General features: G+C 32.9%; 23 protein-coding genes and 1 tRNA gene. 16 read left to right on the top strand and 8 right to left on the bottom strand.

From position 1 onward, the window contains the following. Positions 1-2: 2 nt before the first annotated feature. From JST55_16375 to JST55_16300, 16 genes are all read left to right on the top strand, one after another. On the top strand, positions 3-3,206 hold the full coding sequence (locus JST55_16375) for a type I restriction endonuclease subunit R (protein ID MBS1495083.1): 3,204 nt from the start codon (positions 3-5) through the stop codon (positions 3,204-3,206). After that, positions 3,187-3,936 (top strand): M48 family metallopeptidase, encoded by a 750-nt coding sequence (locus tag JST55_16370; GenBank protein MBS1495082.1) that lies wholly within the window; start codon positions 3,187-3,189, stop codon positions 3,934-3,936. Before JST55_16375 ends, JST55_16370 begins: the two co-directional genes overlap by 20 nt. A gap of 484 nt (positions 3,937-4,420) precedes the next feature. Continuing rightward, positions 4,421-4,681 carry a hypothetical protein gene (locus JST55_16365; GenBank protein MBS1495081.1) on the top strand — a complete coding sequence of 87 codons (261 nt, stop codon included), beginning with the start codon at positions 4,421-4,423 and terminating at the stop codon, positions 4,679-4,681. Beyond that, positions 4,681-5,073: a hypothetical protein gene (locus JST55_16360; protein MBS1495080.1), complete on the top strand. Its 393-nt coding sequence runs from the start codon at positions 4,681-4,683 to the stop codon at positions 5,071-5,073. Before JST55_16365 ends, JST55_16360 begins: the two co-directional genes overlap by 1 nt. A gap of 68 nt (positions 5,074-5,141) precedes the next feature. Next, positions 5,142-5,870, top strand: a complete 729-nt coding sequence (locus JST55_16355) for a hypothetical protein (GenBank protein MBS1495079.1) — start codon at positions 5,142-5,144, stop codon at positions 5,868-5,870. 6 nt (positions 5,871-5,876) lie between these two features. After that, complete coding sequence (locus JST55_16350) at positions 5,877-6,449, top strand: hypothetical protein (protein ID MBS1495078.1); 573 nt, start codon at positions 5,877-5,879, stop codon at positions 6,447-6,449. A 1,017-nt stretch (positions 6,450-7,466) separates the two neighbouring features. Next, complete coding sequence (locus JST55_16345) at positions 7,467-7,832, top strand: hypothetical protein (GenBank protein ID MBS1495077.1); 366 nt, start codon at positions 7,467-7,469, stop codon at positions 7,830-7,832. A gap of 60 nt (positions 7,833-7,892) precedes the next feature. Further along, positions 7,893-8,279: a hypothetical protein gene (locus tag JST55_16340; protein ID MBS1495076.1), complete on the top strand. Its 387-nt coding sequence runs from the start codon at positions 7,893-7,895 to the stop codon at positions 8,277-8,279. Between the two features lie 29 nt (positions 8,280-8,308). After that, positions 8,309-8,722, top strand: coding sequence for a hypothetical protein (locus tag JST55_16335; GenBank protein MBS1495075.1), 414 nt, complete (start codon positions 8,309-8,311; stop codon positions 8,720-8,722). An 11-nt stretch (positions 8,723-8,733) separates the two neighbouring features. Further along, a complete protein-coding gene (locus JST55_16330; protein ID MBS1495074.1) occupies positions 8,734-9,228 on the top strand; it encodes a hypothetical protein in 495 nt (164 codons plus the stop codon). After that, positions 9,216-9,683 (top strand): hypothetical protein, encoded by a 468-nt coding sequence (locus JST55_16325; GenBank protein MBS1495073.1) that lies wholly within the window; start codon positions 9,216-9,218, stop codon positions 9,681-9,683. The genes JST55_16330 and JST55_16325 overlap by 13 nt, the downstream gene beginning before the upstream one ends. Positions 9,684-9,812: 129 nt before the next feature. Next, the gene (locus JST55_16320) at positions 9,813-10,388 is read left to right on the top strand and encodes a hypothetical protein (GenBank protein ID MBS1495072.1); all 576 of its coding nucleotides are present in this window, start codon (positions 9,813-9,815) and stop codon (positions 10,386-10,388) included. A 264-nt stretch (positions 10,389-10,652) separates the two neighbouring features. Beyond that, positions 10,653-11,288, top strand: coding sequence for an ATP-dependent Clp protease proteolytic subunit (locus JST55_16315; protein ID MBS1495071.1), 636 nt, complete (start codon positions 10,653-10,655; stop codon positions 11,286-11,288). Between the two features lie 61 nt (positions 11,289-11,349). Continuing rightward, complete coding sequence (locus JST55_16310; GenBank protein MBS1495070.1) at positions 11,350-11,799, top strand: ATP-binding protein; 450 nt, start codon at positions 11,350-11,352, stop codon at positions 11,797-11,799. A 379-nt stretch (positions 11,800-12,178) separates the two neighbouring features. Next, a complete protein-coding gene (locus JST55_16305; protein MBS1495069.1) occupies positions 12,179-13,027 on the top strand; it encodes a hypothetical protein in 849 nt (282 codons plus the stop codon). A gap of 534 nt (positions 13,028-13,561) precedes the next feature. Then, complete coding sequence (locus tag JST55_16300) at positions 13,562-14,623, top strand: tyrosine-type recombinase/integrase (GenBank protein MBS1495068.1); 1,062 nt, start codon at positions 13,562-13,564, stop codon at positions 14,621-14,623. A gap of 116 nt (positions 14,624-14,739) precedes the next feature. Here JST55_16300 and JST55_16295 read toward each other — a convergent pair. The 8 genes from JST55_16295 to JST55_16260 all read right to left on the bottom strand — a co-directional run bounded on the left by JST55_16295 (position 14,740) and on the right by JST55_16260 (position 21,798). Next, positions 14,740-14,812: transfer RNA gene (locus tag JST55_16295), tRNA-Ala, on the bottom strand. 75 nt (positions 14,813-14,887) lie between these two features. After that, positions 14,888-15,949: a linear amide C-N hydrolase gene (locus JST55_16290; GenBank protein MBS1495067.1), complete on the bottom strand. Its 1,062-nt coding sequence runs from the start codon at positions 15,947-15,949 to the stop codon at positions 14,888-14,890. Positions 15,950-15,965: 16 nt separating this feature from the next. Beyond that, positions 15,966-17,186, bottom strand: coding sequence for a T9SS type A sorting domain-containing protein (locus JST55_16285; protein MBS1495066.1), 1,221 nt, complete (start codon positions 17,184-17,186; stop codon positions 15,966-15,968). A 55-nt stretch (positions 17,187-17,241) separates the two neighbouring features. Next, on the bottom strand, positions 17,242-18,198 hold the full coding sequence (locus JST55_16280; protein ID MBS1495065.1) for a helix-turn-helix transcriptional regulator: 957 nt from the start codon (positions 18,196-18,198) through the stop codon (positions 17,242-17,244). A 99-nt stretch (positions 18,199-18,297) separates the two neighbouring features. Further along, on the bottom strand, positions 18,298-19,341 hold the full coding sequence (locus JST55_16275; GenBank protein MBS1495064.1) for an ATP-binding cassette domain-containing protein: 1,044 nt from the start codon (positions 19,339-19,341) through the stop codon (positions 18,298-18,300). Between the two features lie 45 nt (positions 19,342-19,386). Continuing rightward, on the bottom strand, positions 19,387-20,310 hold the full coding sequence (locus tag JST55_16270) for an ABC transporter ATP-binding protein (GenBank protein ID MBS1495063.1): 924 nt from the start codon (positions 20,308-20,310) through the stop codon (positions 19,387-19,389). A 150-nt stretch (positions 20,311-20,460) separates the two neighbouring features. Continuing rightward, complete coding sequence (locus tag JST55_16265) at positions 20,461-20,691, bottom strand: type II toxin-antitoxin system HicB family antitoxin (GenBank protein ID MBS1495062.1); 231 nt, start codon at positions 20,689-20,691, stop codon at positions 20,461-20,463. A 15-nt stretch (positions 20,692-20,706) separates the two neighbouring features. Continuing rightward, a complete protein-coding gene (locus JST55_16260; protein ID MBS1495061.1) occupies positions 20,707-21,798 on the bottom strand; it encodes an ABC transporter permease subunit in 1,092 nt (363 codons plus the stop codon). Positions 21,799-21,813 lie beyond the last annotated feature (15 nt).

Here is a 21,813-nt window from a genome sequence, read left to right as displayed (position 1 = left end):
ATATGACCGAAGTATTATCATTTAAGGAAGAGCCCGTATCGCAGATACCTGCATTAAAGTTTCTTATTAATCTAGGTTATGAGTATATCAGTCCTGCGCAGGCGCGTAAGCTGCGTTTTAATAAATGTTCAAATGTGATATTAGATGAAATCCTTACCGAGCAGTTAAGGAAAATTAATAGAATTAGTCACAAAGGTAATGAATACCTTTTCAGCGAGAGTAATATTATAGGGGCTGTAGATGCTTTAAAAAACTTTCCATTAAAAGATGGGCTAATAAGAACTAACGAAAATATTTATGACCTTCTTACTTTGGGAAAAAGCTTTGAACAAATTATTGAAGGGGACAGAAAAAGTTTTGACATAAAGTATATTGACTGGGAAAATATTGAGAATAATGTTTTTCATGTAACGGATGAATTTGACGTTCAAAGAGAAGGCGGCGAGAAAACATATCGCCCGGATATAGTATTATTTATTAATGGTATTCCTTTAGTAGTAATGGAATGTAAAAGACCTGATATAAAAGATTCTTTAAATGAAGCAATATCACAGAACTTAAGGAATCAGCATGAAGACGGCATTCAAAAACTTTATGCGTATTCACAGATACTTTTTGCCTTCTCTACAAATGAAGGAAAGTATGCAACTACCGGCACATCAAAGGAATTCTGGGCAAAGTGGAAAGAGCATTTTAGAAATGAGGATGAGAAAGATAATTATGAAAATTTAGTTTCAGAGATTAAAAATAGAAAGCTTTCAGAAGAGAATAAAAATAAATTGTACTCATCTTCCTATAAATATTCTAAGGATTATTTTGATTCGTTTGAATCGGAAGAAGTAATGATTAATGAGCAGGACAGATTATTATATAGTCTTTGCCGTCCCGACAGACTACTGGATATAATTTTTAAGTTTATCATATTCGATAGCGGAGAAAAGAAAATTGCAAGATATCAGCAATTCTTTACAGTTGAGAATTTAATTCAAAGAATAAGATTTAAAGAGAATGGTAAAAGAAGAGGTGGAATTGTATGGCATACGCAGGGAAGCGGAAAGTCTATTACAATGGTTATGCTTGCTAAAGCGATAGCTCTTGAGAAAACAATTTTAGAACCAAGAATTATTCTGGTTACAGATAGAGTTGACTTAGATGACCAGATATATAAAACGTTCAAGAATTGCGGAAAAAAACTTATAAAAGCAAAATCCGGCAGACATTTAATGAATCTTATCAATGATGATACGAAGGATATTATTACGACTATAATTGATAAATTTGAAGCCGCCGGAAACATAAGAGAATTTTCAAATCCTTCATCTGAAATATTTGTACTTATAGATGAAGCTCATAGAAGTCAGTATGGATTTAGTAATACACAAATGATGAAAGTTCTTCCAAACGGATGTTTTATAGGATTCACGGGAACTCCAATAAAAAGGAATGAGAGAGATACCATTGGAAAGTTTGGAGGACTGATACAGCCAACATACACTATAGATAAAGCAGTAGAAGATAAAGCTGTTGTGCCATTGCTTTATGAAGGGAGACACATTGTTCAGGAGGTAGATCAAAAGCCAATTGATACATATTTTGATTTAGTTTGTAAATCTTTAACTGATGAACTAAAAGCAGATTTAAAAAAGAAATTTGCTTCTGCTGACCATATAAACGAAGCAGATCAAAAAATATATAGAATCGCGTGGGACATAAGTATTCATTTCAGAAATGAATGGCAAGGAACAGCATTTAAGGGGCAGCTAGCAACATCGTCAAAAAATGCTGCTATGAAATATAAAAAATATCTTGATGAAATTGGTATTGTCAGCAGTGAAGTTTTAATTTCGCCACCAGACGACAGAGAAGGATATGAAGATATTGATAATGAGCCTGATGATAAAGTTAAATCATTCTGGAAAAACATGATGAGTAGATTTGGCGATGAAAAAAAATATAACGAACAAATTATTAACGCTTTTAAGAAGGATGAGAAACCTGAAATTATCATAGTTGTAGATAAGCTTTTGACGGGATTTGATGCTCCAAGAAATGTTGTTTTATATATTGCTAAGAATTTAAAAGACCATAAGCTTCTCCAAGCTATTGCAAGAGTGAATAGATTGTACGAAGGAAAGGACTTCGGCTATATTATCGATTATTATGGAATCTTAGGAAATTTAGATTTAGCTCTTTCAGAGTATAAAGCACTTGCAGGATTTGAAGAGGATGATTTAGAAAATACTCTTATCAGTATAAATGTAGAGATTGAAAAATTACCGGAGCTGCATTCACAGGTCTGGGATATTTTTAAGACAATTAAGAATAAAAAAGATTTAGAAGAATACGAGCAGTATCTTGCCGATGATTTTATAAGAGAAAAATTTTATGGACGATTAACAAAATTTGCTAAAACTCTGAAGATAGCCCTTTCAAATCTTTCGTTCATTGAAAAGACATCAACTGAAAATATTAATTTGTATAGGAATGATGCCAAGATGTTTTTAAGCCTAAGAGCATCGGTTCAAAAAAGATATTCGGACAAAATTGATTACAAACAATATGAAGCTCAAATTCAAAGATTGATAGATACACATATAACATCTAATGAAGTAATTCAAATAACTGAGTCTGTGAATATTTTTGAAACTGATAGATTTCAAGAAGAAGTGGAAAAAGTTACAGGTACAGCATACAAGGCAGATATGATAGCTTCAAGGACACAAAAGGCAATAAGTGAAAAGATGGAAGAGGATCCTGCCTTTTATAAGAAATTTTCTCAATTACTTCAAGAAGTGATAGAGGAATTTAGACAAAAAAGAATAACTGATGCAGAATATTTATCCAGAGTCAAGGACTTGATGAATTCTGTGTTAAATAGAGTTGGTGATGAGTTGCCTGAAATACTTGATGGCAGGGATATTGCTAAGGCCTTCTATGGAATATGCGTTGAAGTGTTTGAAAAATTTGAATCAGACGGAATTGAAGTTAGTCAATTGTCTGCTGAATGTGCAATTCAAATTGACAAAATAATTAAGAATAATGTCGTTGTTGATTGGCATGACAATAATATTGTAAAGAATAAAATGCGCCAAGATATTGATGATTATTTATATGCGGTGAATGATAAGTATCAAATAGGTCTTTCAATAAATGAACAAGATGAGATAATAGAAAAATCTATCGAAATTGCAAAACATAGATACTGAGATGGCTTCCAATAATGATCTAAATTTTTCGTTGCAATTTGGAAGCAAGAAAATTGAGTACACGGTTGAATTTAAAAACCGCAAAACTCTTGGAATAATTGTCACCCCAGAGCAATGCGTGAAAGTTTATGCGCCCCCGAAATCTTCACTTGAAAAAATCCATAAGATTGTTCAGAAAAAAATATCATGGATAATTAAAAGTTTAGACTATTACGAATCACTGTTACCTAAATTTCCATCTCGGAAATTTATAAGTGGAGAATCTTATTATTATCTGGGAAGACATTGTAGACTCAAAGTAAACAAGTCTAATTTAGAAGATGTCCGCTTGAATGGAAACATTATCAATGTATTTACTAAATACAAAACAAACTCAAAGGTTGTAAATGTTCTAATTAAGAATTGGTATGAAACATCTTCTAAGAAAAAATTCAACGAACGGCTGGAAATTAATTTTCAAATGTTTAGTAAATTAGTTTTGTCTAAGCCCAGACTTTCTGTTAAGTTAATGCATACCAGATGGGGTAGCTGTAATACAAAGGATAAATTAATTCTCAATCAATTACTTATTAAAATGCCTACTCGGTGTATAGACTATGTGATAATTCATGAACTATGTCACTTACTTTACCGTAATCATGATCGCCGATTTTATAATCTATTAAATTCAATGTTGCCTGAATGGAGAGATAGAAAAAAAGAATTGGAGAAAAGTATTTATAAATTGTAGTTTCCTTTACTATCTTATCTAGATCCATTAAGGCACAGCTATCTGTAATTCATTTCTATCCTAAATTAGGATCCCTATTCATCACTTGATATAATTTTTTTATTAATGGTCAGTATCAATTTGACCAACAACAAAATACAACATTTATAAACTAGCCAGTCCCTCGCGCGAGCCAAGTAACTCCTCGGCCGGTTAATAACCTCGAACAAACTTCATATTTAAATTATTTTTGAATACCTCCCAAAAACCTCATTCCAAAATTTTTATTTACCTCACGGTGACTGATGGTCAGTAACAACGACATATTTTGAACGACAAGTGTCAAACGTTAATTTTGTTTAGCAAGTATTTACTGGGATTTAACAGTTTTTGACATTCACAGAGGGTCAGTATTTTTGGATCCATAAACTTGTTGGTTAAATTGTCAAATACTATTAAATGCTCATGAAGAGGTTTCCTCCGATAATTAAAATTATATTGACTAATGAAAACGAGAAAAAAATTAAAGTTCTTTAAAATGAGAATGGAAATTCTCAAAGACGAGTCTCTAGGACCAGTCTACTATGAAATCTCAAAAAAGGAATTTGATCAGCTGGAAAAAGAAATGATCAAAGCCCACCAGTTCGGTGACGACATTTCAAGAGATTTAAAAGAAAGAAATAAACTAAACAGGATGCTCAGCAGCGAGGAACCGTATGAAGTTGAGTACTACGATTTCTTTGACAAATACAAGGAGGTACTTTAATGAAGCTGACTAAGAATAGAGCAGATCGAATGGAAGAGTTCATGAAACTGTGCGATACGCAGTTCCACCCAAGCTTTGACACCATGAAGGTCAAAAGTTATTTTACTAAATGGCTGTATGGATATTTGAAGCAAAGATGCATGGAATATAAAAAGGATACGATTGTGTCTGATGCTTTTGAGATCAACCTGCTTGGTGTAAGCAAACTCGCCAATCTCAGCCGGAACACAACTAAAAAGTCATTCCGTGAACTGATAAAGCTCGGACTGATAATGATAGTAAAGGATGACGACAGATACCCGAATGAATGTTACAAAATTACAGTAGTCAATGATAAGTACATCAGCGAATGGAACAGATACGAAGAAACATTTAACTTCAAATTCAGCTGACAACTAACTAACAGGGTGGGCATACAAAAGTGCCCGCTCTTTTTTATTGAAAACAATTAATTTTGCATATGAGTGGATTTATAGGAAAAGACAAGTTTCATAATTTTAGATTATGGACAAAAGACTCAGAGATTATCCGAACTGCCGATTGGCTGCGAAGATCTTTAAACCTGGGAAATAGATTAACAAAAGAAAAAACTGAGTTCATTGTAAATCTGATGATAAATCTTAAAATATCTTCACGCAATAATAATCCCTTGCTGATTTCAAGAGCACAGACTTTTTACAATGGCGTGCCTGGAGAGAACATACCTGATTACCAAACCTATACAATTGTAACTAAAACTCTAGATGCTCTGAAGACAAATGGATATGTAACTGAAAGACCTGCCATATTAAACAGACTAAGAACGGGATATTTTGCTACTGAAAAGATGTTCAACCTAATTTCTCATTTGGAGTATAAAACTGTTGAGGTACAAAGACCCAAAACATTCATAATTTTGAGGAAAGAAAAAAACGGTGAGAAAGTAGACGTAAAATATAAACCATATTTGTTCAAAGAAAAGCTTCACAAAGATATGGAATTATATAACGATTTAAGAGAATCCACAAAAATATCTTTTGAGAAGCTACCAGCAAGCTTGTTCAATGCATACAAGAGTACCATTCAAGATTTTGCCATTGAGGATGTAAATAAACTTATACCTATAAATTCCGAGTATAAGATTAATTTAAAAACAACTTATATGGTAAGAATATATAATGATAAACCAACCATCGCGGGCCGGTTTTAATGGGGATTGGAAAGTACACTGAGAAATGAGCTTCGAGCAGAGTTGTATATCAATGGGAAACCAACTATCGAGCTTGACTATAAATCATTACATCCAAAAATGCTATATGATTTGAGACAAATTAAACTACCTTCAAATTTTGATCCATATGAAGTAAGAGCAAATCTTACAAAAGATCAAAGAAGCGCATATAAAAGATTATTTCTGGTTATGATTAATGCTAAGGATAAGAATGGCGCAATTAATGCTTTTGGAGATAAGATAAGGGATGATGAAGATTTATTTAATACTGTTGGTGATAACAAATTTAAAACCAGACTGCAAATGGTTGATGAATTAATTGCCCACAACAAGCAGATAGAAGAAGACTTATTTACCGAGAAATGCCATGAACTGACAAATCATGATTCTAATATGGCGCATGAAATATTAATGTCCTTTGCAAAACGCGGCATTCTAGTCTTATGCATACATGATTCATTTGTTATAGACGAACAATATGAAGATGAGCTAAGAATGAAAATGGAGGAAGTTTACAAAGGGAAATTTGGCAACTTACCGATAATTGAGAAGAAATGATTTTCTAGCGTCCACGGTTTTTGTCCAAGATCATGGACATTTTTTTATGGATGGGCGGGATACGTAAATATATTTACCAACTTAAATCCTTCTTAAATCCAACCTGGAAGTTTACTATTTAATTACGACTATAATTATTGCAAAAATTGGTGAAGTAAGAAATTACATCTCAGAACCTGTGTAGATTTAATATTAAATGGCTTTAGATTTACATATAAGACAAGATTTAAGAATAAGACTCTATATCCTACCTGCCTAAATCAGATCGAGGCTCAGAATGGCTTTAAACCTGTATTTTAAGTAGGCATTATTTATTAAGTACTAATTATTTACTAAAGAATGGAATTGGAAGATTTTGAAAATAAAAAATATCGCCTTTGTTTGTTCAGTCTTACTTCAATTGCGCTGTTACTTCTTATATCTAGGTAATAGGTATGTAAGATCTATATTGTTTATTACTATTATTCTCCTTTATTATATACCTTAGTTATCATTCTAAGCATATTTACTGGTATATTAGGTGATTATCTCTGAATTATTTTTAAAAACATCTTATACTAAACAGAATTAGCATTTTTGAGCTTTAAAAAATAAAAAAACCTGAAGGTGGAAAATAGAGTAAAATCGTTCTAATTAGCAAGATATTTTTTAGTTCAAGTGCTTGATAATTTTGTCCACAATCCTGGACAAAACTCCCGCAACAGTTGGTCATTATTAAATGGTTCCTAAATTTAGGGTAAAGCAAAATTACCTACAAAAATAATATTCAGATTGTTACATTGATTCAAATAATTTTAACTATCGAGTAAAAAAGAAATTCACATATAAAGTTTAACGTAACTTTAACTGAGTTCGCCCATCAAAACTGGTAATTTTAAACAAGCTGAACGAAGTATAAGGTCACGCCTCAATATGGGGTGTGCTTTATATTAGCTAGCTTGTGGGCATACCAGTGCCTGATGGGTAGCGACATATAAGGTCGCCCCTTTTTTGTTTTATAAACCTAATCTTACTCCTATGAAAAAAACATTTTCTGTTTTACTAATTGTTATTGTCTATTCATTTATCTTTTCATCTCTTCAAGCTCAAACTCAAACATTTAAAGAATTTGCTAATGATTTCATTGATAATGGAACTAGTAGCCTATCTGGATTTGAAGCATACTGCGAAAGTAAAGTTAGCACTACAAATGACCAAGGAAATCCCACTAAAGAAAAACCCACAACAGCATATAATTATTTGAAATACTTCTTCGAGTTCAAAAAATTTAAGATAAAAAAGAATAGAATAGAATTATCAGATGGGGAATATAAAATAAGTATATACTTTAGGGAGAATTCAGATGGAGAATGGAAGCTTTATAAGTATGATGCAATTCTTTAAATGTCAAAAATCCGGTATAATATTACTGAGAAAATATCTTCTCGATAAATTAAAATTGTTATGAAAAAAATATTTTTTACATCTATTGTTTTATTTTGTCTATTCTCTGCTTGTTCGGGTTCAATGGTAAATAAGGATTTTGAAAATTTTGCCAGTGAATTTGTTTCAAATGGAATACATAGTTATGAGGGATTTGGATTGTATTGTGAAAGTAGAATTGAAACTACAGTCACAATAAATAACCAAGTTAATAAAGCTTATGAAGATCCTTCTGTAGCTTTTCCATATTTGCAAAACAGTTTTTTTAGTTTCCATAATTACACAGTTAACCAGTATAGTAAAGAAATACAGTTTAAAGGTGTGGCTTACAAAAAATCTACTGCAATACTTTACTTTAGAAGAGATGATTCTGCTAAATGGAAATTATACAGATATGAATGTTATTGACGAGATATTTTCAAATTTAAAAAATATTTATGAAAGCTAATTATAAAAAGAAAATTCTAGTTTTATTTATGTTTGCCTTCGTTGTGTGTTATTCGAATTATACAACAGCCCAAACAGACCGATGGACTTTATTCTCAGTTACAACAGGCAACGATTTCTATTATTACGATTCTCAAACTATTACAAAAAACGAGGAAGAGAATTTTTATCATGTCTGGATAAAAGTTGAAAATGCAAGCACGCCTATGGAATTTAAAAGTAAAAAAGTGGAATCGAGACTAATGGAGATATATATAAGCTGTGTTGAAAAAGAATTTGTGAGGGTAAAATTGATTTACCTTTATAGAACAGGAGATCAGGAAACTATAAGTTCAGAACACATTACAGAATCTATAAAGCCTGAAACCGTTTATGAAGAACTTTTTAAAAAATTATGTAAATAAACTTTAACAATATGATTAAATCAAAATTAGTTTTACATTTATTAATTCTTTTAATACCGTTAATGATATTTGATGGGTGCATTACAATGAGGAATAAAAATAATACCTCGCCAGATGATGATAATTTTTTTATAATGGGAAATTCGTGGGTGGATATTACTTCAAACGACAGAATGGAGATAATAAAAGAATACCGAGAAGGTGATAAAATAAAAGAAATTGGATATGATACAAAATCTATTGCAAAATTTATTTATCAAGATAATACATTAGGAGCTTGGGTTCAGGAATACAATGAAAGCTCAAAGAGTGTTAATCTATCGTTTTATCTCTACAGAATAGACTGTGTTGAAAATAAATATGATATCCTTGAAACAATAGTATACAATGCAAAAGAATCAAAATGGAAGTCGGAATATTCGCACTCTTATGACAAATCAAAAATGGAGGATATTCAGCCTTTATCGATTGCAGAAACCTTAAAGGAAAAATTATGCAAATATTAAAGAAATGTCTTCTTTTTCTACCCCTTTTATTTGTTATATATTCTTCTGCTGCTGGGCAAAGTGATAGGTGGATATATGTGGGTACAGCTAATCATCATAATGTAACCATTTACTACGATTCAGAAGGAATTAACCGATATACTGAAAACTCAAGGAGCGGTACTACAGAAAATATAATTGAAGTTTGGATTAAATATGTTTATGCAAAACCTTGTATTGACTACACTAATCGAGAACAGAAGTTTCAGTCATTTTCATTTATAGAATTCAGAGAACTGGTTTCATTTAATGAAACTAACAAAAAAATATTCACACCTAAGGACTATGAATTCGTTGGTGATAAGGGAAATCATTTTACATGGGAGTCGCGCCCAACCTGGTTGTATTATGTTACAAATAGAATTTATCCTTTTACGATATATGAAAAAGTATTTGAATTCGTAAAAGAGCGCTAATCATATATAGAAATCGTAGGAAATTTAGATTATTTTAATGATAATTTATTTTCCTGCGATTTAATATTTGAGTACTAATTTTTTTAAAAAGCATTTAATTTTGAGAAAGTCCAATTTAAACATCGAACAATGAAATGCAATTATATAAAAATTGATGATGAAAAGGAGTTTCCACCTTTTATTAGCATTCCCGTTTGGCGACCGAGATCTAAACTTCCCAAAATAATTTGGACAAAAAGTGAAACCAAACTAGTAAAATTATTTGATTCTTTATGCCAAAAAGAAATTATTAATTTTGTAGATGAAAATTTTCCCATTAGTAATTTTTTTGTGATAGATAAAATTCCGACTAAAAATAAAACTTTGAATCAGGAGTTCAAAATCAGATGGCGGGCTAAAATAAGTCATTTAATTTATTTTTTTAAATATGCTTTAGGAAAAGGATATTTTAAATTTGATGAAACATTAATGTTTAATTACATTAGGATGATTTTTTTTAGAAATTCGGGTGGCAGTTATAGCATAAATGAATTAAAGAAAGCATATAATAATTTGATAGAAAATTATGGTGAAATTGATGTAACAAGGTCAATTATATCTTTTAAAAAAAATAAAAAAACAAAACGAAAAGATACAAATATTTATGTAATTTTAGAAACTCTTCTTGATACCGCATCTACAGATAGCTACCTAATTTTGGATTAATTCTCTTAACAAAACACACCTCACTGCATTTCCATTTCTCAACTTTATTAAAATCCATTTCGGCTTAATTCAATTTTTTTACAAATTTATTCTACCAACTTACTTATTTTCAATATATTAACTTTTCAAAAAAAGTAAGGATAGCTTTCTTTGAAATTCATAAATTTTCTAAGCATTTTTATTATAGAAATTTTCAAAAGATGTTTCGAAAATTTCTAACCTTGCCATTTGCAAGGAATTTTTTAATAAATCAAAAAAATAATTATGGAAAAAATAATTATGAACACAATTGATGAGGCTTTGTCAATAAAAACAAAGAAAGCCAAAGAAGAAATCGAAAACGATAAATCTTCAGATAAAGAGCTATTGCTAGAAATACAATCAGCTAAAGGTGATACTGAAATCGCTTTGAAAATAGCTCAAGATTTACATTGCTCCAACATTGCAATAAGAACTCATGCAGATGGGGAAATGGATACAGCAGGTACAATACTTGCTGCCATTGGAGAGCCGGGTCACAGAAAAGCAAAGCCAGGTGCAAAATTCAGATGCACTGATGGGGAGCCTTATGATAAGGATGCAAAACTAGATGACTTGGATTCAAAAGATCAAGCCGTTTATGATGCATTATCCGAATTAACAGGGAAACCCAAAAAAATCCTAGAGAAAATTTTGAGCGCAGAAGAAATCTCTTCAACCTCTGCTATCAGGTGCGGTATTATTGATGAAACAGACGGATTCAAATCTAAATACAAAAATAAAATTGAGCCTAAGAAAGGAAGCTCAAACACAAATACTGAAAATTTGAATGACACCAAAGATGAAAATCAGAATGTGGAAACTTCAAATTCAGATCAATCTCAACAACCTACTAAGCGTGGAAGAAGAATAAAAAACTAATCTCGCCATGCAAATCATCAGGAGGGATTATTACCCTCCTGATTTATTTTATAATGAATATATGAGTACTATAAACCAAAAAATAATATACTCTCCTACTTCAATATTACAGGAATCTTTAAATAATCCTGATCTAAATCGACCGATATTAGAATTTATCGATAATTCTCTCGATTCAGCGGAAGATTATTTCGATCATGCCTCAAATTCTTATTCAAAGCCGATCGAAATACGAATTAGTAAAACGAAGTTAAAGTCCAGAAGTGGAAATATTACAATTCAGGATAATTGCTCCGGGTTTAAAAAAGATTTTAATAAACCTTTTGTAATTTTCAAATCGGACAAGCGCAACGATCCCAAGACAAATGGGATGTATGGCAGCGGAATGTTCTCCTTTTTTTCTATTTGTAATAATCTGAAAGTTAAAACGAAAACTGAAAAGTCAAATTACTACTACAGTTTTGATATAAATAAGAAGATTTTTAAGGACTCTCAAAAAGGCGGTCCCTGAATTTTCAATCGATAAAATCCTGGCTACTGTAGATGATTGTTCCAGCGGCACAACAATTACTCTTTCGGGATTTTTACATAATTCATACGATGACATTGAATTAGAAATATTACAGTCCGCCATTGAAAAACATTTTGACGCATTACTTAACAGGAGTAACATAAAAATAACTTTATGTGAAGGGAATAAAACACTAGTATGCAAACCATTCAATTATTCCCTTTACTGTAAGGACCCATTTATAAGAGAGATAGCAACATTATATGAGACTCTCTCAAAGAAGCAAAAAACAAAAAGGTACTTCGATATTAGTAAAACACCTGTAAAAGTATTCCTGATAGCTTCTAAGGACACGGATTTTTACAGAGAACCTTTTTTCGTGTTTAAAGGAAGAAGAGTAATCGAGGTTTCAAAAGTAGATCAGTTCAGAACATTAAAAAAATCTGCAATATGGTCTAGAGTAACAGGTTATATTGATGTAACGGATGTACTTATACCAAATTCAACTCGAAAGGATTTTCAAACTGGTAAATACACTAAAGCACTTTTTAATAAATTAATTGATATTGAGAGTGATATCGAAGAGTATATTAAAAAAAAGACCAGTTTAAATCATTCGACTAAATTAAAAAATCTCGAAGATAAAGTGAATAATGTGTTGCAAAAATACTTCGAGAGTAAAGTAGCCGGAGTAAATCCGGATGGAGAGATAAGGGGTACAACTGTATATACCATCAATGGTTATAACGTTCTTTCAAGCAATAAGTCATCTGTTCAAAAACAGCAAAAGCGAATTACAATAAAAGGTAAGAACAAGCAACATAACCCCAGGTTACGAAATAAGAAAGTAACAGTTAAGTTTCCATCTTCGAATTCAGAAGAATCATTATTAAATGCTACCTTAAAGTTTTTCATTGATGATAAACAGGAACCGGTAAAAAATATACAAGGAGAACCACTCCGCTCGGTTATACGCGATTCGTCAATAATTCTTTATCGAAAGCATGATGAATTTCAAAAAAGATTACCTGAAAACTCAAAGGGAAGCTATACAATAAATATAAAACTACTTCATTATATATCAATGGAGATATCAACTCACTTAACGAAAATTTCTTTAACAGAAGAAGAAAAAAGTGGTGAAATAAATAATGTTTTAACCTCCTTCGCTTCGGACGTTTATGAACTTGAAGAAGCAATGAAATCACTTGAAGGTGAAAAAATTTAAGCGTTCAAGGAAATAACAACTGAAAGTAAATTTTTTTAAATATTTTAATTTTTCTAAACTATAAAAAAAGCATAGGGATTTATAAGTCATACATAGGCTATGGCGTAAAAGAAAACATTGTTTGTTTGTACAAAGATCTTGGACCTGTAATTTTATAAAAAAATTGATATACCCTAAACAATGGTATAATATTATAGAAGGAAATTGTCAATAACATACCCGCAAAATATTGTTCATAATTTTTCTCACTTAACTAATTCGACTGAGGATATGCGTTTATTATCGATCAATGAAGCTAGAAGACTTCTTGGAATCAGATACCAAGCAGTTGTCGAGCTTATTGAGAGAGGTGAAATAGAGTTTATACAAGTGAACAATAGAAGAAAGATACCTTTAATAAAGCTACGAAGTTTTATCAACCGTTCTAGTAAAACTTTGAGAGACAAACGCAGTATTGTAAAGTCTTATGAGACTTCTTCAATTAAAAGCAACCTTAAAAACATAATTAGAAAACACAAAAGGAGTTAAAATAATATGGCTTCTCTATACAAGAAGAGGGGATTTTACTTTATAGATTTTTGGGTAGGTAATAAAAGAAAAACTATAAACACCCAATTAAAGATAACTTCCAGAAATCTTAAAAAAGTAGAAAAAATAAAGGCTGATATCGAAAAAGAAGTCGAAATCAAAAAAACTGAAATCAAAGAACGTAGCTATGAGCAATCTGCAGGATATCTCGATGAAAATAAGGAACAACTAACAATATCTGAGCATATTGAAAAATATCGAATCAAGCTTTCAATTAGGTCGAAGTCTCACCAAGAAGTATTTGAGTATGCAATGGCAAGATTTCAAGATATTGTTCCAGGAGACTTTTCTCCTAAGGAAGTTACCCCTGAACACATTATCAGATATATTAAACTTCATATGAATATAGTTAGTAATGCTACTCTCATAACTTATTTGAATTATTTAAAAGCTTTCTTCAATTATCTAGTTGATGAAGACTATATTTTAAAAACACCGATAAGAACAAAAGATTTACCAAAGAGAGCAAGAAAAGCCATTACCACTTTTCCAAAGGAAATGTTGTATGCACTACTTGAAGAATCGCTTCGAAGAGATTATACTTTTTATTGTATTTTAAAGATGCTTGGCTTCACTGCTATTAGACCAATTGATTTGTTGAATTTGAAAGTAGGTGATTTAGATTTCGATAAGAATTCAATATTGGTTCGAATGTCAAAAGTCAGTAACGAAATAAAATTTCCATTATATGATGAATTAAAAGAATTTTTATTCATAGAAATGAAGGAGGTTGTTTCAAAAAGTAAGGAGGAATATTTATTCCCCGGTTATTCTGTTGCGAGAGTTGGAAGAAAATTCCGAAGAATAAAACTCAAGCTTGGTATTTTAGATAAACATAAGTATACTTTGAGAACTTTTAGAAAAACATTTGCTACTCTATATGCAAAAACATTACATATTCAGGATGTCGCAAACCTGTTAGGGCACGATGATATTGAGACTACAAAAGAGTTTTATACCGATGTAATTACTGAAGATTTGCGTAATAAATTGAATCAAAAAAAATGAAAGTGTTTGAAAAGTGTTCTCAACTGCTGACAAACTGCTGACAAACTGCTGACAAGTGAGCGTCTTTAAAAAGAAGAAGCCCGATAAGTATTTAATTTATCGGGCTTTTATATTCGTGGAGAATAGCGGGGTCGAACCGCTGACCTCTTGCATGCCATGCAAGCGCTCTACCAGCTGAGCTAATTCCCCTTCGCATTGCAAAATAAAAATTCAACGGCGGAAATACAATTCATTAAACTAAAATTTATAAAAAATTATTGTAAATTATTTAGAGCAATGAAAAGATTCGGGATATAATGAAAAAGATTTGATGGTTTCTTCTGACGTTCCTTTAAGAAAATCTACATTAGTAAAAGAGTATTTTACTAAATCATAATTAATTGAAGCTGAATAATCACTTAATGCTGTGTTAATATTTCCTTCAATATCAGAACTTAAATCAAAAATCTTCGCATTGCTCGTGCAGCTAAAATCTAAATCTTTAAATTCAATATTTTTAATTTTGGAAGATTCTTTGGTTCTGAAATATATTTTTGAATTTGATAAATCGTAAATAATACTCCATTGAGTCCATCCTTGCTGTGAGATTTTATCCAATACATCGAATGAAAAGTCCACAGGATTCTGATTTACTTTACTGTTGTAAGATTTTATCAGTTTACATGTTCTTGCAAATCTGTTTAGCGAAGATTGATTCGAAACCAATTCTTCATTACCGCCGAAATCTTTATACTTACCTATATAATCAAGGGATGAACTATAAAAATCATTTGCCAGTACTTTAAACTTTAAATCTGAGTTCATATGGTAAACCATTTTCCCCCCGATAAACTCTATTGTAGCTGAGTTTCCGTTTTTATCTGCTATCAAATAATGAATTGGGACACTGCTTTTGCTGATTCTTATTTTCGAATCAGAATCTATCACTTCTTGTACAGAAGAAAAATTATCCAGCTGATATTGAATCCATAAAAGTGTATTTACTGCGGGACGGGAATCCGGTTCGGGATATTCTGTTCCATCCATCCACATAAGTTCTATCACAAGTCCTGCCTCATTCATTCCTCCCATGGGATACTCTCTTCCGAATTGATTAAAAGTAACGCTGCCAAATTCGGAGTTCCACTTTATCGAGTTGCCATTTTTATCTTTCGGAGATTCTTTGGCCAGTCCGTTTTTATTTAGAATTAATAATCCTTTACCTATTTGAAAATCGTAATTCCTTCCGAATATCTTTGTATCTCCATCATTAATAAAAAAAGTTGTGCATGGGAAAATATAAGAGGGAAGTGATACACACAAAATAAAAACAAATAATTTCTTCATTTACAAAGATAACATTTTACTTTAATAAAATCATTTTAAGTGTCTGATTAAAATTTTCATTTTCCAATCTGCAAAAATATATTCCGGCGGGAAGATGTAATGCATTCCATGTAAATTCGTATTGCCCTCTTGTTATTATTTTATCATTTATTACTTCTACTTCTCTGCCATTTATATCAACTATGGTAATCTTTGTAATACCATTTGCTGCTATATTAAATTTTATTTTAGTTGTGGGATTAAATGGATTTGGATAATTCTGTAGCAAAGCAAATTTTTCAGGAACAGTTCCCGATACCTGCCTTATTCCAACGCCGCCTCTAATAGTTTTGAATATTGCGCCCTGCTGACCGACGGCCCACCCAGTAGTTTCATTAGCAAAACATACACTGTATAAATCGTTAACATAGTTTATCGGCTGACTCAGCCAAGTTAGTCCGCCGTCTGTAGTTCTTAGTACTTTTCCTGTTCCTACTGCAGTGCCTGTATTCTCATTTGAAAAAAATACGGAGTATAAATCATTTATAGCTCCCGATGAAATTGAAGTCCAGTTTAAACCTGAATTTGTTGTCCTTAAAATTTTTCCTCCTATACCTGTGACTATTCCCGTACTTTCATTTGTAAAATAAACTGCCCTTAAGTCATTTGTGACAGTAGAAACCTGTGAAGTCCAATTAACTCCATTGTTTGTAGTTCTTAAAATTGTGCCTCCAAAGCCTGAAGCATAAGCAGTTGCAGAATTAGTATAACATACTTCCGTTAATTCTACCGTAACGTTACTTGTCTGAACATTCCAGTTTGCTCCTCCGTTAGTTGTGCTCGCGACAAGTCCGTTTTGTCCGCATGCAGTTCCTGTAAGTTCATTGTAAAAATTTATATTCACAAATGCATTTGCCGTAGTGATTGTCTGGTCACTCCAGTTTGCTCCGCCGTTAGTTGTTTTCAGTATCAACCCCGATTCTCCTGCGGCATAACCTGTATTTGCGTTAACAAATTTTATTGAACGGATAAACTTTGTTGTTCCGGTGGGTACAGTAACCCAGTTAGTTCCTCCGTTGGTTGTTTTCAAAATCAGTCCGTTAACTCCGCAGACATAACCTGTATTTATATCCGTAATTGATACTCCCAAAAGAGTCTGAGTTCCTACGCCGCTTAATTGCTGAATCCATGCGGATTGAGAGTAACATTTATTAAAAACAAAAAGAGAAAGAACTAAAAATGAAAATATTTTTTGCATAAAAATTGGTTTTATTCTTATACAAAAGTATAAAATGGCAGAAATTAAAATTTACTCAAAATTGATTTTTTCGGAATGAATTTTTACGGTAAGCACTGGGAGAAATTTTATATCTCTGTGTGAAAAGCTGGCTGAAAGAGCTGTGATGCTCAAACCCGACTAACGTTGATATTTCTGAAATGCTTCTTTGATTTTGAGAGAGTAATTTTCTTGACTCCTCTAATCTTATTCGTGTGAGATATTGATGAGGAGTTATTTTAAAATACTTTCTGAATTCCCTCAACGTGTGATGCTCACACATACAGGCAGTTTTAGCAAGCTGTGATAACTTTATATTTTCATTGTAGCAGGATTCTATATAATCTTTGACTAGATATAATCTCCGGAATAATTCCAGTTTAGTGGATTTTTTTACAGGATGACTTTTACTTATTTCAGTATTTAATTTGTTTTGAGTTTTCAAAAGATAATCAAATAAAAAATGAATTTGCTCATCAATATAATCTTGATTCTGGGATAATTTTGCTGGAGCAGTTTGAATATTTTTTAACAGTTTCAAAATCCTGCTGTCTTTCTTGTATAATGTTTGAATAAACTCAAACGAATTTGAATCAGAACTTTCATGAATATTGTTCTCTAATAATTTTCCCTGTGAAATTTTGTTCGTTGCAAATGCTTCTCTTACAAATGCAGGATGAAAAAATATTGAAAATGAATGAGTAAAAGAATAAGCAGTTATATCGGATTCAATTTTACTTTCATATTCATTAAATGCATTCAGCAGTAAAAAATTGTTTTCCGTAACTCTGTATCTGCAGTTCTTCGTTCTGTAATGTTCCTCGCCTTTGAAAACCGTTTTAATAGTTAAAGTAGATTCGTGAGGAGGATAATGAATGCTGGAAGCTGCAGCATCAATTATTACGTTGGAAGTCCTGTATGTCTGTATATACTGCTCCATATTAAAATTCTGCGCGCTGTAATCAGGGAATGTGGAATAATATGCAAGCTTCATAAATGTTCCTACGTTCGGAATTGGAAAATGTTAATGTTACTACAAACAAAAAAGCCCGGGAATTTTCCGGGCTTCTTTAATATAAAATATGCTAAATATTTACGCTCTGTTCTCTACGCTCTCTGCAATCACAGTATCATAGGATACGTAAGGACAGGCAGCGTAATGACCTTCTTTTTTTAATTCAAGCGGCGGAACTGCCAGCGCGCAGTCAGCATGTGCAATTGGGCAGCGAGTTCTGAATGAACAGCCGCTCGGCTTATTGATAGGATTCGGAACATCACCCTTTAAAATTATTCTTTCTTTTTTCTTTCTATCGGGGTTTGGCAATGGAACAGCTGATAGCAATGCCTTGCTATAAGGATGAACGGGGTTATGATAAATATCTTTACCGTTTCCAATCTCAACAATGCTGCCAAGATACATAACTGCTATACGTGAGCTGATGTGTTCAACAACTGATAAATCGTGAGCAACAAATAATAAACTTAAGTCGAACTCTGACTGCAGCTCCTGCATAAGATTAATTACCTGCGCCTGAATAGAAACGTCAAGAGCAGATACAGGTTCATCAGCAACAATAATTCTGGGGTTGGTAGCGAGTGAGCGGGCAATACCAATTCTCTGTCTTTGTCCGCCTGAAAACTCGTGAGGGTAGCGTTTGGACTGCTCGGGCTGTAAGCCGACTTTCTCCATAAGCCATGCGACTTTCTCCATTCTCTCTGCTTTATTCATTTTTGTATGATAAAGCATCGGTTCTTCAATTATCTGGCCGACTGACATTCTTGCGTTGAGCGAAGAATACGGGTCTTGAAAAATCATCTGAATAAGTCCGCGGTATTCTCTCATTTCATTTCTGTTCAGCTTCAGTAAATCTATCTCACCATTATCTGTTCTTAGCCATACTTCTCCTTCAATTTCAACATCGGGTGAGGAGAATTTCAGGATGTTGATAACAGCTTTTCCGATTGTAGATTTTCCGCAGCCGGATTCTCCTACAAGTCCTAATGTCTCTCCGCGTTTAAGCTCAAGCGATACACCGTCAACAGCTTTTACTTCGGCAACTTTTTTAAGGAATAAGCCGCCGTGTATAGGGAATTTTACTTTTAAATTTTTTATCTCAAGAATATTTTCAGCTTTCATTAAATCATGTTAAATGAAAAATTATTTTTTGTATTTATTTTTGTATTAATACAAATGACATCTTACTTTTTGTCCGGGTCTTATTTCTTTAAGCTCGGGTTCTGTCTGCCAGCAGATATCCATTACCTCTGTGCATCTAGTGCAGAACTTACATCCCTTCGGAAGCTCAAGAATATGCGGGATGATTCCGGGAATTGCCTGCAAGTGCTCCTGAGGATTATCAGGGTCAGGCAGTGATGAAAGCAAACCTTTTGTATATGGGTGAGCAGGATTTTTAAACAGCTGATGAACTTCAGCTTCTTCCTGAACTTTACCTCCGTACATTACAATTACTCTGTTACATGTTTCAGCAACTACTCCAAGGTTGTGAGTGATTAATAAAATCGCTGCTTCTTTTCTTTCATTCTTCAGTCTTAACATAAGGTCAAGTATCTGTGCCTGGATTGTAACATCAAGCGCAGTGGTTGGTTCATCTGCAATCAGCAGGGAAGGGTTACAGGCAAGCGCCATTGCAATCATAACTCTCTGTCTCATACCGCCGCTGAACTGATGCGGGTAATCTTTCATTCTTTTTTCCGGAGCAGCAATTCCGACAAGTTCAAGCATCTGAGCGCCTTTATTAAATGCCTGCTCTTTTGTTACGTCTTCATGCTGTAAAATAATTTCCATTATCTGGTCGCCTATCTTCATAACAGGATTAAGAGATGTCATCGGCTCCTGAAATATCATAGCAATTTCTTTCCCGCGATATTTTTTCATTTCATCGTAGGTAAGCTTCAGTAAGTCCGTTCCTTTGAAATTAATTTCACCGGCGACAATTTTTCCGGGAGGGTCGGGTATCAGTCTGGAAATTGAATAAGCCGTTACGGATTTCCCCGAGCCTGACTCACCTACAATTCCCAATACTTCGCCTTCATATATATCAAATGAAACTCCGTCAACTGCTTTCGCAGCTACTTTGCCCTTCATCTTTTTATCTTTTCTGTAAAGCTCATTAAGATTTGCATCGTGGCTGAAGTCTCCGGCTTTAATAGCTTTATCCGTTGCTTCTACGAAGAAATATGTTTTGAGGTCTTTTACTTCTACAAGTTTATTTGCCATTTATTGACTAAAATTAAGCTAAACTTTTTTTGTTAAATTTTTTACGTTTCTTGCAGGTCTTGGACGGGGAATTTTTCTTCCCTGCATTTCTGCAGTTTCAATCCATTCCTCTGCAATTATTTCAATATTTTTTAAAGCTTCTTCGTAAGTTTTTCCATCCGACATGCATCCTGCCAGTTCAGGCATTTCTGCTATATAAGAGTTATCGTCCTCGCTCCAAAAAATATTTACTTTATATTTTAAATCCATTCTGATTGAAAAAAATTATTTCAATCTTGAATATACTTTCGGATCGAATGCTTCTCTTATTGCTTCTCCTATGAATGTGATGCATAAAAGAGTAAGGAACATAGCAAGTAACGGAGTCATGATAAGCCACCATTTTTCTATGCTTTCAAGTCCCTGACCCATAAGCTCACCCCAGCTTGGTGTGGGAGGCGGAAGTCCGAATCCTAAAAAGTCCAGCGATACCAATGAGAAAATATTTGCAACGATTGTAAACGGAGCGTATGATATCAATGGTGTTAATGAGTTAGGCAGAATGTGCCTGAACATAATCTTATTGTTATTTGCGCCCATCGATACTGCGGCAGATACGTAATCTCTTGCCTTTTCTCTTAAAAATTCTCCACGGATGTAGTAAGTCATACCAATCCATCCGAACAGAGTAAGAATAATTATAAGCAGGAAGAAGTTCGGCTGCAATATTGAGCTGACTATAATAATAACGTATAAGAATGGAAGTGTTGACCATATCTCAATGAATCTCTGAATCACAATATCAGTCTTGCCGCCAAAGTAACCGCTGACTGCGCCGACTACTATACCTATAAAGAAACTGAATGCCGTTACAATTAATGAGAATGATAAACCAATACGGAATCCGTATACAAGCCGCACAAAAACATCACGCCCTCTGTTATCCGTACCGGCCCAGTGTTTACCGTCAGGTTTGGTAGGAGGGTTTTCAGTCATTTCATCGAGGAGATTTTCATTTGGTCCGTAGGGATATATAGGCAGCCATACCCAGTTGCCTTTATCTTCAGCTTTGAATTGCTCTTTTAATAATCTGTAGTTTGCTTCGCCCTGAATATTCGTCTGACCAAGGTCAGAACCTAAATGAAATTTAAAAACAGGGAAGTAATAATCTCCGTTATATTTTACCATCAGTGCATCTCTTCCCGCAAAAATAGGAAGGATGAATGAGAGCGCGAACAGAAATGTTATTATTAAAAATGAATAATAACCGCGCTTAAGGGTTTTGAATTTTTTCCATCGCTTCTTGAAGATGGAAGTAGAAACCTTGTTTCCTTTTTGTTCTTCGGATTGGATTTCTTCTGCAGTGATTTCAGTCATATTATGAAACTCAAA

Source organism: Bacteroidota bacterium (assembly GCA_018266835.1).
In the GTDB taxonomy this organism is placed as follows: domain Bacteria; phylum Bacteroidota; class Ignavibacteria; order Tepidaquicellales; family Tepidaquicellaceae; genus JAFDZO01.
This window is presented reverse-complemented; position numbering and strand designations above follow the sequence as displayed.

What these genes read in the sequence shown, in the direction of transcription:
- JST55_16335 (MBS1495075.1), top strand. Translation starts at nt 8,309, where the DNA reads ATGAAAGCTAATTATAAAAAGAAAATTCTAGTTTTATTTATGTTTGCC.
- JST55_16280 (MBS1495065.1), bottom strand. Translation starts at nt 18,198, where the DNA reads ATGAAGCTTGCATATTATTCCACATTCCCTGATTACAGCGCGCAGAAT.
- JST55_16320 (MBS1495072.1), top strand. Translation starts at nt 9,813, where the DNA reads ATGAAATGCAATTATATAAAAATTGATGATGAAAAGGAGTTTCCACCT.
- JST55_16340 (MBS1495076.1), top strand. Translation starts at nt 7,893, where the DNA reads ATGAAAAAAATATTTTTTACATCTATTGTTTTATTTTGTCTATTCTCT.
- JST55_16275 (MBS1495064.1), bottom strand. Translation starts at nt 19,341, where the DNA reads ATGAAAGCTGAAAATATTCTTGAGATAAAAAATTTAAAAGTAAAATTC.
- JST55_16375 (MBS1495083.1), top strand. Translation starts at nt 3, where the DNA reads ATGACCGAAGTATTATCATTTAAGGAAGAGCCCGTATCGCAGATACCT.
- JST55_16360 (MBS1495080.1), top strand. Translation starts at nt 4,681, where the DNA reads ATGAAGCTGACTAAGAATAGAGCAGATCGAATGGAAGAGTTCATGAAA.
- JST55_16330 (MBS1495074.1), top strand. Translation starts at nt 8,734, where the DNA reads ATGATTAAATCAAAATTAGTTTTACATTTATTAATTCTTTTAATACCG.
- JST55_16325 (MBS1495073.1), top strand. Translation starts at nt 9,216, where the DNA reads ATGCAAATATTAAAGAAATGTCTTCTTTTTCTACCCCTTTTATTTGTT.
- JST55_16300 (MBS1495068.1), top strand. Translation starts at nt 13,562, where the DNA reads ATGGCTTCTCTATACAAGAAGAGGGGATTTTACTTTATAGATTTTTGG.
- JST55_16270 (MBS1495063.1), bottom strand. Translation starts at nt 20,310, where the DNA reads ATGAAGGGCAAAGTAGCTGCGAAAGCAGTTGACGGAGTTTCATTTGAT.
- JST55_16355 (MBS1495079.1), top strand. Translation starts at nt 5,142, where the DNA reads ATGAGTGGATTTATAGGAAAAGACAAGTTTCATAATTTTAGATTATGG.
- JST55_16365 (MBS1495081.1), top strand. Translation starts at nt 4,421, where the DNA reads ATGAAAACGAGAAAAAAATTAAAGTTCTTTAAAATGAGAATGGAAATT.
- JST55_16265 (MBS1495062.1), bottom strand. Translation starts at nt 20,691, where the DNA reads ATGGATTTAAAATATAAAGTAAATATTTTTTGGAGCGAGGACGATAAC.
- JST55_16260 (MBS1495061.1), bottom strand. Translation starts at nt 21,798, where the DNA reads ATGACTGAAATCACTGCAGAAGAAATCCAATCCGAAGAACAAAAAGGA.
- JST55_16345 (MBS1495077.1), top strand. Translation starts at nt 7,467, where the DNA reads ATGAAAAAAACATTTTCTGTTTTACTAATTGTTATTGTCTATTCATTT.
- JST55_16290 (MBS1495067.1), bottom strand. Translation starts at nt 15,949, where the DNA reads ATGAAGAAATTATTTGTTTTTATTTTGTGTGTATCACTTCCCTCTTAT.
- JST55_16315 (MBS1495071.1), top strand. Translation starts at nt 10,653, where the DNA reads ATGGAAAAAATAATTATGAACACAATTGATGAGGCTTTGTCAATAAAA.
- JST55_16310 (MBS1495070.1), top strand. Translation starts at nt 11,350, where the DNA reads ATGAGTACTATAAACCAAAAAATAATATACTCTCCTACTTCAATATTA.
- JST55_16285 (MBS1495066.1), bottom strand. Translation starts at nt 17,186, where the DNA reads ATGCAAAAAATATTTTCATTTTTAGTTCTTTCTCTTTTTGTTTTTAAT.